General features: G+C 76.1%; 13 protein-coding genes. 2 read left to right on the top strand and 11 right to left on the bottom strand.

Annotated features, from left to right (window positions below; genetic code table 11):
- The 9 genes from Q6969_RS09880 to Q6969_RS09840 all read right to left on the bottom strand — a co-directional run.
- A partial coding sequence (locus Q6969_RS09880; RefSeq protein ID WP_317230286.1) for a HEAT repeat domain-containing protein occupies positions 1–566 on the bottom strand: 566 nt, incomplete at its 3' end.
- Positions 567–618: 52 nt separating this feature from the next.
- Entirely contained in the window at positions 619–1,725 is a 1,107-nt protein-coding gene (locus tag Q6969_RS09875) for a VIT1/CCC1 family protein (protein ID WP_317230285.1), read from the bottom strand.
- Between the two features lie 280 nt (positions 1,726–2,005).
- Positions 2,006–2,914, bottom strand: a complete 909-nt coding sequence (locus Q6969_RS09870; RefSeq protein ID WP_317230284.1) for a M56 family metallopeptidase — start codon at positions 2,912–2,914, stop codon at positions 2,006–2,008.
- Positions 2,915–2,992: 78 nt separating this feature from the next.
- Entirely contained in the window at positions 2,993–3,454 is a 462-nt protein-coding gene (locus Q6969_RS09865) for a MarR family winged helix-turn-helix transcriptional regulator (protein ID WP_094116756.1), read from the bottom strand.
- A gap of 113 nt (positions 3,455–3,567) precedes the next feature.
- On the bottom strand, positions 3,568–4,284 hold the full coding sequence (locus Q6969_RS09860; RefSeq protein ID WP_317230283.1) for an HAD family hydrolase: 717 nt from the start codon (positions 4,282–4,284) through the stop codon (positions 3,568–3,570).
- Between the two features lie 73 nt (positions 4,285–4,357).
- Positions 4,358–5,053 (bottom strand): endonuclease NucS, encoded by a 696-nt coding sequence (gene nucS / locus Q6969_RS09855; RefSeq protein WP_317230282.1) that lies wholly within the window; start codon positions 5,051–5,053, stop codon positions 4,358–4,360.
- Between the two features lie 9 nt (positions 5,054–5,062).
- Entirely contained in the window at positions 5,063–6,031 is a 969-nt protein-coding gene (locus Q6969_RS09850; protein WP_317230287.1) for a DMT family transporter, read from the bottom strand.
- 112 nt (positions 6,032–6,143) lie between these two features.
- A complete protein-coding gene (locus Q6969_RS09845; RefSeq protein ID WP_317230281.1) occupies positions 6,144–6,281 on the bottom strand; it encodes a hypothetical protein in 138 nt (45 codons plus the stop codon).
- Positions 6,281–6,739 (bottom strand): TMEM175 family protein, encoded by a 459-nt coding sequence (locus Q6969_RS09840; protein WP_317230280.1) that lies wholly within the window; start codon positions 6,737–6,739, stop codon positions 6,281–6,283. The genes Q6969_RS09845 and Q6969_RS09840 overlap by 1 nt, the downstream gene beginning before the upstream one ends.
- Before the next feature lie 111 nt (positions 6,740–6,850).
- Between Q6969_RS09840 and Q6969_RS09835 the strand changes: the two genes are divergently transcribed.
- Positions 6,851–7,399, top strand: coding sequence for a GNAT family N-acetyltransferase (locus tag Q6969_RS09835; protein ID WP_317230279.1), 549 nt, complete (start codon positions 6,851–6,853; stop codon positions 7,397–7,399).
- Here Q6969_RS09835 and Q6969_RS09830 read toward each other — a convergent pair.
- Positions 7,389–7,931 (bottom strand): GNAT family N-acetyltransferase, encoded by a 543-nt coding sequence (locus Q6969_RS09830; RefSeq protein WP_317230278.1) that lies wholly within the window; start codon positions 7,929–7,931, stop codon positions 7,389–7,391. The genes Q6969_RS09835 and Q6969_RS09830 overlap by 11 nt on opposite strands.
- 62 nt (positions 7,932–7,993) lie before the next feature.
- Positions 7,994–8,557, bottom strand: coding sequence for a hypothetical protein (locus Q6969_RS09825; RefSeq protein ID WP_317230277.1), 564 nt, complete (start codon positions 8,555–8,557; stop codon positions 7,994–7,996).
- A gap of 67 nt (positions 8,558–8,624) precedes the next feature.
- Here Q6969_RS09825 and Q6969_RS09820 point away from each other — a divergent pair, with 67 nt between their 5' ends.
- Entirely contained in the window at positions 8,625–9,140 is a 516-nt protein-coding gene (locus Q6969_RS09820) for an ASCH domain-containing protein (protein ID WP_317230276.1), read from the top strand.
- Positions 9,141–9,189 lie beyond the last annotated feature (49 nt).

Here is a 9,189-nt window from a genome sequence, read left to right as displayed (position 1 = left end):
GCGGCCGCGTGACGGCCGGAGGCGGAGAGCACCGACGGGTGGCGGGCCGCGAGGGCCTCGAGCCCGTCGTGCGCCGCGACGCGGACGGACGTGTCCGGGTCGGTGAGGGCGCGGCGGACGACCTCCTCGTCGGCCGGGGAGCCGACCGCGCCGAGGGCACGCAGGGCGGCGCCGCGGACGCGGGCGTTCTCGTCCGTGACGAGGACCGTGAGGGCGCGGACCAGCGGCAGCTGCCGGGTCGCCACGACCTTCGCGCACGCCTCGCGCACGCGCCAGGCGCGGTTCGTCAGGTTCTTCTCGACGACCTTCGCGGCCTCCGGCGTCCACGCGTAGAGGAGCGCGCGGGCGCCCCAGGCCTCAGGCCAGTAGAGGGGAGGTGCGCCGTTGAGGATCCCGCGGGCGTGGCGTCCGCCGACCAGCAGCAGGAAGTCGTCGCCCTCGTACAGGCCGTCCAGCAGGCCCATCGCCCGCAGGGCGACCTCCCGCTCGCTCGTGCGCGCCACCGCGTCGCTCATGCGCGTCGCGAGGGAGTCCTCGCGACGGCGGGGGTCATCTCCGTCAGCCATGCGCCCACCGTATCGGCTGCGGCGGGACCGGCCCGCCCGGGCCCCGGACGGATCAGCCGACCTGCGTGCCGAAGAGGAGCCCCAGCAGGTAGGTGGCCCCGGCGGCCCCGAACCCGATGAGCAGCTGGCGCGCCGCGCGCCGCAGCGGCGGGCCGCCCGAGAGGAGGCCCGTGACCGCGCCCGTGATCGACAGCGCGATCGCGACGAGGACCGACGCGAGGACCAGCGCGGCGACGCCCTGCAGGCCGAGCAGGTAGGGCAGCACCGGGATCACGGCGCCCGAGGCGAAGAAGCAGAAGCTCGACAGGGCGGCGCCCCACGCCGTGCCGACGCTCTCGTGCTCGTCGTCGGGACCGACGCCCCCGATGGTCACCGGGATGGGACGGGTCTCGGCCGCGAGGTCGCGCAGCACCTCGTCGGCGTGCGCGAGCGCCTCCTCCTCGGTCATGCCGCGGGCGCGGTAGACGAGCGCGAGCTCGTTGGCGTCCACGTCGAGGTGGGGCAGGGCGTCGCGGGTGCCCGCGCCCGGGGCCGAGGCCTCGAGCAGCTCGCGCTGGGACCGCACGGACACGAACTCGCCCGCGCCCATCGAGAGCGCGCCCGCGAGGAGGCCGGCGAGGCCCGTGGCGAGGATCACCGCGGTGGGGACTCCCGTGGCCGTGATGCCGATCACGAGCGCGAGGTTGCTGACGAGCCCGTCGTTGGCGCCGAACACGGCGGCGCGGAAGGTGCCGGACAGGCGCATCCGCCCGCGGGTGGCGAGGCCGCGGACGACCTCCTCGTGCACGCGCTCGTCGGCGGCCATGGCGTCGGTGGCGTCCGCGTCGTCGGCGTACGGCGACCGGCTCTCGGCGCGCTGGGCGAGGGCCAGCACGAACACGGATCCGAAGCGGCGGGCGAGGACGCCGAGGATGCGGGTGCGGACGTCGCCGCGCACGGGCCGGCCGACGCGGTCGCCGAGCAGCTCGATCCAGTGGTCGGCGTGGCGGCCCTCGGCCTCGGCCAGGGCGAGCAGGATCTCGCGCTCCTCGCCCGTGCGCCGGCCGGCGAGGTCGCGGTAGACGGCCGCCTCGGCGCGCTCGTCGGCGAGGTACTGCCGCCAGCGGCGCACCTGGGCGGGGGTGGGATCGGGCGTGCGGGCAGGGGGGATGGCGGTCATGGGTCCTCCGGTCGGGCGACGACCGGGACGCGGGGTCTCCGGCCGACGCGACGGCGCGCGTGCGCCTGTCGTTCGTCTGGCCGAAGGTCTCGTCCGCCCGCCGTCCGCGTGCTCCGGGGCGGGTGATGCACCGGGCCCGGGGGCCAGCATGTCGACGCATCGCCGTCCGGCCCGAGGGCCGGGGGGACTACTCCCCTTCGGGAGCGACCCTACCGCACGGGTCCCGGCGGGCCGGCGGCGCGGGCTGGCGACGCGGTGGCGGGATCGCACCGCGCGGAGGTCAGGAGGGCGGCAGCAGCACGATGACGAGCGGCAGCGCGGGGAGCGCGCACGCGACGGCGCACAGCAGCCGCAGGGCGACCGGATGCCCGCCGCGGGGCTGGTCCAGGCGGTCGGCGCGGAGCGCGGAGAGGCCGCCCCCGGGATCGAGCTTCCGGAGCGCGGACGCCACGGTCGCGGGACCGGCGACCCGGGCGGCGTGGTCGTCGGCGATGAACTCGATCGCGATGGTCGTGGACAGGGCGAGGCGCTGGCTGGCGGGCAGCGCCGGCAGGATCGCGCGGGAGACCTGGGCGAGGCGCACCGCCAGCGCGTGCCGCTGCTCGAGATGCGCGGTCTCGTGCTCGATGACGGCGGCGAGCTCGTCGTCGTCGAGGCGGGCGCGCGCCTCCGTGGTGAGGAGGATCACGCCGGTCGCGGGCGAGAGCGCGGCGAGCGGCACGTCGGACTCGACGAGGCGCGCGTCGCGGCCGGCGACCCGGTACGGCCGGGAGGCGAGCAGCAGGGTCGCGACCTCGCCGGCCCGCCGCCGCGCCTCGCGCACCACACGTCCGCCCTCCTCCACGATGCGGAACAGCAGCACCCCGAGCACCCCCGCCGCGACGTACGCCAGGGGGACGGCCGCGAGGGGGACGGCGGCGACGGGGACGGCCGCGAGGGGCGCGGCGCCGGGCGCGCCCGCATCCGCCGCCGGATGCGCGCCCGCCTGCAGCGACATGCCCTGGTGGATGAGGAGGCCGAGCCCCGAGCCGAGGCTCAGCACCGCCGTGGCGAGGAACCCGTGCCACGCGGCGAGCATGGCGACGGGACGCTGGGCGACGAGCGGCAGCCGGCCGAGGAGGAGCGGCGCCAGGAGCGTGACGGTGACGTAGCACTCCAGGAGGAGCACCGCGCGGACCGTGTCGCTCACTGGTCGCGCTCCGTTCGGGTGGTGCGGGGATGCAGGTGGTGCGGGTGCGGGTGCGGCGGACGGCGGGGCGCCGCCCGGTCAGATGGTCTCGGGGAGCGCCTTCGCGTTGTCGATGACCTGGCTGAGCACCGACTTCAGCCCCTGGAGCTGCTCCTCCGACATGGACAGGCGGTCGCGGATCTGCTGCGGGATGGTGACTGCCCGCTCGCGCAGCTCGCGGCCCTGGTCGGTGAGGCCGATCTCGAGCACCCGCTCGTCGGTGGCGCGGCGCACGCGCCACACGTGGCCCATGGCCTCCAGGCGCTTGAGGAGGGGGGAGAGCGTGGCGCTGTCGAGCTGGAGCTCGTGGCTGAGGTCCTTCACCGAGCGGGGTCCGCGCGCCCAGAGGGCGAGGAGGACGAGGTACTGCGGGTGGGTGAGCCCGAGGGGGTCGAGGATGGGGCGGTAGAGGGCGGTCACGCTGCGTGCGGCGACGACGAGCGAGTAGCTGACCTGCCTGTCGAGCGCGAGCGGGTCCTGCAGGTCCTGCGGTGATGACATGGTTCCTCCGCGGGTCATTCTGTCACTCCGTGTTGCTAACCCCGGGGCGGGCGGGGGTCGGCAGCCGGATCTGTGGAAACGCTCCTGCTTGTGAGGGATTCGGAGCGGGCCGCTCAGGCGGCGGGTGCCCGCACCTCCGGGACCAGGCGCGAGGCGAGCTCGGCGGCCGTCTCGACGACCGCGATCGTGCCCGCCGCCTCGGCCGGGCTGCCGTAGCCCCAGCCGACCATGACGGTCGGGATGCCGTGCGCGGCGGCCCCGAGCACGTCGTGCTCGCGGTCGCCCACCATCACCGCGTTCGCGACGTCGACGCCGGCCGCGCGGAGCCGCCGCAGCGCCTCCTCGATGACGTCGGCCTTGGCGGAGCGCACCTCGTCCTCGCTGGCGCCGCAGATCTCCGTGAACAGGTCGGTGAGGCCGTAGTGGTCGAGCACGCGGCGCGCCTGCGACTCGGGCTTGCTGGTGGCGAGGGACAGCGGGATGCCGGCGGCGCGGATCGCGCGCAGCACGTCGGGGACGCCGTCGTAGACCGCGCTGTCGAAGACGCCGCCGGCCGCGTAGCCCGCGCGGTAGTGGGCGAGCGCGCGCTGCTGGGCCTCGTCGTCCATGCCGGCGAGGTCGCGGAAGGAGTCGAGGATGGGCGGGCCCACGTACTCGAGCAGCTGGGCGGGGCCCGGCACCGGCAGGCCCATGAAGACGAGCGTCTTCGCGAGCTGCGCCGTGATGCCGGGGGCCGAGTCGGTGATGGTGCCGTCGAGGTCGAAGAGGATGCAGCTCCAGGGTGCGGAGCCGGCGACGGAGGACGGCGTGGTCGTGTCGGGTGCGGTCACGCTGACACCCTACGAGGGTCGTGCGGGTGCCCGCCGGGAGCGCACCCGGAGCGCGTCCCGGACGCGGCCCGCGTCAGAACAGGCGCGAGTGCCCGTCGTCGAGGCCGCGCATGGCGTCGTAGTCGAGGAGGAGGCAGCGGATCCCGCGGTCCTCGGCGAGCGTGCGGGCCTGCGGCCTGATCTCCTGCGCGGCGTACACGCCCGTGACCGGCGCGAGGTGCGGATCCCGGTTCATGAGCTCCAGGTAGCGCGTGAGCTGCTCGACGCCGTCGATGTCGCCGCGGCGCTTCAGCTCCACCGCGACCGACCGGCCGGCAGCGTCCCGCGCCAGGATGTCGACCGGCCCGATCGCGGTCATGTACTCGCGGCGCACCAGCTCGTGGCCGTCCCCCAGCAGGTGGATCTGCTCGGCGAGCAGCTTCTGCAGGTGCGCCTCCACGCCGTCCTTCACGAGGCCCGGGTCGACGCCGAGGTCGTGGGCGGAGTCGTGCAGCACCTCGTGGATGGAGACGACGAGCATGTCGGCCGTCTTCGGCTGCACCACGCGCCAGATCTCGCGGACCCCCGCGAGCGCCTGGTCGTCGTCGGGCTCGACCTCGACGATCGTGCAGGGCGGGCTCATCCAGTTGAGGGGCTTGTAGGAGCCGCCGTCCGAGTGGACGAGGAGGCTCCCGTCGGCCTTGACCATGAGGAGCCGGGTGGCGAGGGGGAGATGCGCGCTGAGGCGGCCGGCGTAGTCGACGGAGCAGCGGGCGATGACGAGACGCACCCGGCGAGCCTAGCCGGGCGTCGGAGGGGTGCGCGTCGCGGCCGCGGGGGCGGGAGGCGCCGCGGGGTCTCCGGCGGACGTCGCCGGGGCGTGCCTCGATCGTGGGGCCGCGCGGCGGCGGCCCTGCGACAGGAGCACGCCGAGGAGCACGAGGGCGGCACCGGCGGGCTCGTTCCAGTGCAGGGTCTCGCCGAGCACGAGGATCCCGAGCGCGACGCCGACGACCGGCGTGATGTACGTGACGGTGGAGGTGGCGGTGGGTCCCCAGGCGAGCAGCACGTTCATGTTCCAGAGGTACGCGAGGCCCGTGCCGACCACGCCGAGCACCAGCAGGCTGAGGACGACCGGCACGTCGAGCGACACGGGCCCGGTGGCGAGGAACGGGGTGGCGACGACCATGGCAGCGGCTCCCATGCCGATCTGCATGAAGGCCGTGACCACGCCGGGGATGCCGCGGTGCGTGAGGAAGCGGCGGAGGTAGCCGAACGTGATCCCGTAGCAGAGGGCCGCGCCCAGGCACGCGAGCTGGCCCGCGAGCTCGAGCAGCGGCTGGCCGGACGCGGCGGCCTCCGCCGACGGGGTCAGCCGCCACGGCCCGATGATCACGACGACGCCCGCGATGCCGAGGGCGATGCCCGCGAGCTGCCGACGGCCGAGCCGCTCGACGCGGAAGGCCAGGGTCGCGAGGAGCGCCGTCATGATCGGCGTGGTCGCGTTGTAGATGCTCGCGACCCCCGAGGTGACGTGCTGCTCGGCCCAGGCGAACAGCGAGAACGGGATGGCCGACCCGACGACGCCGACGACCGCGAAGTGCAGCCAGACGACGCGCTCCCGCGGCAGCGGCAGGCGGCGCCCGGCGACGATGAGGCCGAGTGCGACGGCGCCGAGCACGAGCCGGGTCCAGGACACCTGGCCGAACGAGACGCCCTCCAGCGCGACCTTCATGAACAGGAAGCTGGCACCCCACACCGTGCCCATCGCGACGAACTGCACGGCGATCCGGCGGCCGCCGGGAGCGGTGAGCGCGGCGGCGGAGGTGCTCGGGGCGGCGGATGCGGAGGGCGTCGGGGCGCCGCGGGGTGTCACGTCGTCAGCGTATCGGCGGGGTGCGGCGCGGGCGACGGCGGGGGCGGCCGAGGCGCTCGAGGGGGATCGTGATGAGCAGCACGAGGAGCGCCCAGGTGCCGACGCCGGTCACGGCCGCGGCGAGGACGAGGGCGGCCGCCATCAGGCCGGTGGGGATCCAGCGGCTGCGGCGGTGGGCGGCGTGGCTCGGATCCCGAGCTCGGCGAGCACGGCGAGGGAGGTGGACGCGACCAGCATGGTCGCGATGTAGAAGACGACGCCCAGCCGGTCCTCCTCCGCGGCCCCGACGATGAGGACGGTGGGCAGCGGCAGGAACACGATGGCGGCCAGCCACAGCCAGTTCGCGCGCATCATGCCCCCGGTGAGCGCCCGGATCCGCCCGAGGACGGCGTGGTGGGCCTGCCAGAGCGCGGCGATCACGACGAAGCTCAGGGCCGCCGCGCCGAGGGGCGCCGCGTTCTCCCGCACGAAGCCCGCGACGCTGTCGGACGCCCCGTCGCGGGCGGTGTCCACGAGCGGCAGGACGACCAGGGTGATGGCGATGGCGAAGCCCGCGACGCTGAAGGCGACGAGCCGTTCGAGGCCGCGTTCGGAGCTCATGCGTCAATCAGGTCACACGCCGTCCTCCGGCTCCCCTCCCGGGGCCCGACACGGCGCTCGAGGACGCCGGCCGGCCTGCCCGCCGGGCGTGGCGCGTGGGAGCATCGGGCGGTGACGACGTCGCCCGCTCCCGTGCTCGTCACGGAGCGGTACGCGCTCGAGCCGCTGGTGGTCGGGCACGCGGGCGAGATGGTCGGGGTGCTCCGGGATCCGGCGCTGTACCGCTTCACGGGCGGCGTGCCGCCGACGCTCGACGCGCTGCGGACCCGGTTCGCCCGCCAGGCGGCGGGGCGCTCGCCGGACGGGTCGGAGCGGTGGCTCGTGTGGGTGATCCGGGAGCGCGCCTCGGGGCGGGCCGCCGGCTTCGTGCAGGCGACCGTGACCGGCGAGGGGGAGGCGCGCACGGCGGAGGTCGCGTGGCTGATCGGGACCGGGGCCCAGGGGGCCGGCGCCGCCGTGGAGTGCGCGGCCGCGATGCTCCGGTGGCTGCGGGAGGACGGCGTGGGGACCGTGCGGGCGCGCATCCACCCCGATCACGCGGCGTCGCAGGCCGTCGCGCGACGGCTCGCGCTGGTGCCGACGGACGTGGTGGTGGACGGCGAGGTGCGCTGGGAGGCACCGGCGCGGGGTCCGGTGGCGCGGCCCGAGGTCAGGCCGTGAGGTCGCGCGTCATCCAGACGAGGTCGCCGTGGTCGGGGTCCGGCGTCACCCGGCCGCTCTCCGTGAAGCCGGCCTCGGCGAGCACGCGGAGCGAGGCTGCGTTCCAGCGGCGCACCGTGGCCCAGAGCCGGACGCGGCCCGTGGCGCGCGCTGCGTCGACCACGGCGCGGACGGCCTCCGTCGCGATGCCCTGCCCCTGCGCCTCGTGCAGCAGCTCGACGACGATCTCCGGCTCCTCCGCGGACGCGCGGCCGACGACCAGCCCGCAGTAGCCCACGACCCCCGGCGCGTCCCGGCGTTCGATCGCCAGCTGGCCGACGCCGGTGCGCAGCGACTCCTCGGCCTGCACGGCCAGACGGGCGCGGACCTCGTCGCGCGTCGGGTGCCCGTCCCCGTCGACGCGGCGCTCCGGCGGGACGCGGGGGTCGCGCTCGGTCCAGAGGCGGTGGACGACGTCCGCGTCCCCCGGGCCGAGCGGCCGCAGCAGGAGGCGCGCGGTCTCGATGCGCGCGGGCAGCGGGGCGGCGGTCATGGGGTCACGCTACGGGCGCGCCCGCTCCCGCGGGGATCCGCGCCCCCGCCGGCCGCCGACGCTCAGTGGACCGCAAGCTCCACCACGAGGACCAGGACGCCGAGCGCCGCGACGCCCCCGAGCACCAGGAGCTTCACGCCCAGCGCGACGCGGAGCCGGCGGACGGCGATGAGGGTCACGAGCACGAGCGTCGCCACCAGCACGATCGAGATGATCCGCAGGGCCGTCGCCAGGTCGAGCACCCCGAGCGCGGAGAGCCCGAGGATCGCGAGCGGCGCGGGCAGGACGCCGAGCGAGCTGCCGCACACGTAGAGGATGTGGGCCACGTCGCGGCGGTCCGGCACCTCGCCGTCGCGGACCATCTGCGCGATGCACTCGGCCACCGACACCGCGAGCAGCGTGCCCACCACCGTGAGCAGGAGGGTGAGGGCGGCCGTCCCGACGGTCGCGTGGTCGGCCTCGCGCTCGGTCGCGATGGTGACCGCGAGCGCGGTGAAGGTGACGTAGATCCGCTCCTTCAGCGCCTCCGAGCGGGCCTCGGCGTCGGGGGCGGGGCGGCCGGCGGTCCGGCCGGCGGCGCGCTCGGGACGGGATCGGCGGGCGGGCGGCGGCGTCGGGTCTTCCACCGGATCAGGCTACGGGCGCCGCGGCGCCGGATCGGGCCGGGGCCCGCCCGCATGGAGCATCGGGTCCATGAGCGATGCGACCGCGCCCGCCTCCCCGCCCGACCTCCCCGCCGCGGCGCGCATGTGGGCGGCGTACGCGGAGGCGCACCCGCAGGCGGTGGCCGCGGGACCCGAGCACACGGTCGAGCGCTTCGGGGACACCGCGCGCCTCGCGGACGAGCTGCTCGGGATCGTGCTCGACGGCCGGAAGCGCGCCACCGCCGAGCTCGTCGCCGACTTCCTCGCCCGCGGCGAGCAGGTGCCGCGCATCGGATCGCACTGGATCGCGTGCGACGGCGCCGGGAGGCCGCGCATCGTGATCCGCAGCACCGAGCTCCGCGTCGGCCCCTTCGCGAGCGCCGACGCCGCCTTCGCGCACGACGAGGGGGAGGACGACCGCTCGCTCGACAGCTGGCGCATCCAGCACCGGATCTACTGGCAGCGGGTGAGCGCGGCCCGCGGCGCCGTGTGGTCGGAGGACGAGGACATCGTCTTCGAGCGCTTCGCCGTGGTGTGGCCGCCGGAGCACGCGGACGCCCGGTGACGGCCGCGGCATCCGGCGCGTGGCGCGGACCGGCCGCCCGCGGCGGGGC

Source organism: Clavibacter sp. MX14-G9D (genome assembly GCF_032917815.1).
In the GTDB taxonomy this organism is placed as follows: domain Bacteria; phylum Actinomycetota; class Actinomycetes; order Actinomycetales; family Microbacteriaceae; genus Clavibacter; species Clavibacter michiganensis_K.
This window is presented reverse-complemented; position numbering and strand designations above follow the sequence as displayed.

What these genes read in the sequence shown, in the direction of transcription:
- Q6969_RS09865 (WP_094116756.1), bottom strand. Translation starts at nt 3,454, where the DNA reads ATGTCATCACCGCAGGACCTGCAGGACCCGCTCGCGCTCGACAGGCAG.
- Q6969_RS09845 (WP_317230281.1), bottom strand. Translation starts at nt 6,281, where the DNA reads ATGGCGGCCGCCCTCGTCCTCGCCGCGGCCGTGACCGGCGTCGGCACC.
- Q6969_RS09820 (WP_317230276.1), top strand. Translation starts at nt 8,625, where the DNA reads ATGAGCGATGCGACCGCGCCCGCCTCCCCGCCCGACCTCCCCGCCGCG.
- Q6969_RS09840 (WP_317230280.1), bottom strand. Translation starts at nt 6,739, where the DNA reads ATGAGCTCCGAACGCGGCCTCGAACGGCTCGTCGCCTTCAGCGTCGCG.
- Q6969_RS09850 (WP_317230287.1), bottom strand. Translation starts at nt 6,031, where the DNA reads ATGGGCACGGTGTGGGGTGCCAGCTTCCTGTTCATGAAGGTCGCGCTG.
- Q6969_RS09875 (WP_317230285.1), bottom strand. Translation starts at nt 1,725, where the DNA reads ATGACCGCCATCCCCCCTGCCCGCACGCCCGATCCCACCCCCGCCCAG.
- Q6969_RS09830 (WP_317230278.1), bottom strand. Translation starts at nt 7,931, where the DNA reads ATGACCGCCGCCCCGCTGCCCGCGCGCATCGAGACCGCGCGCCTCCTG.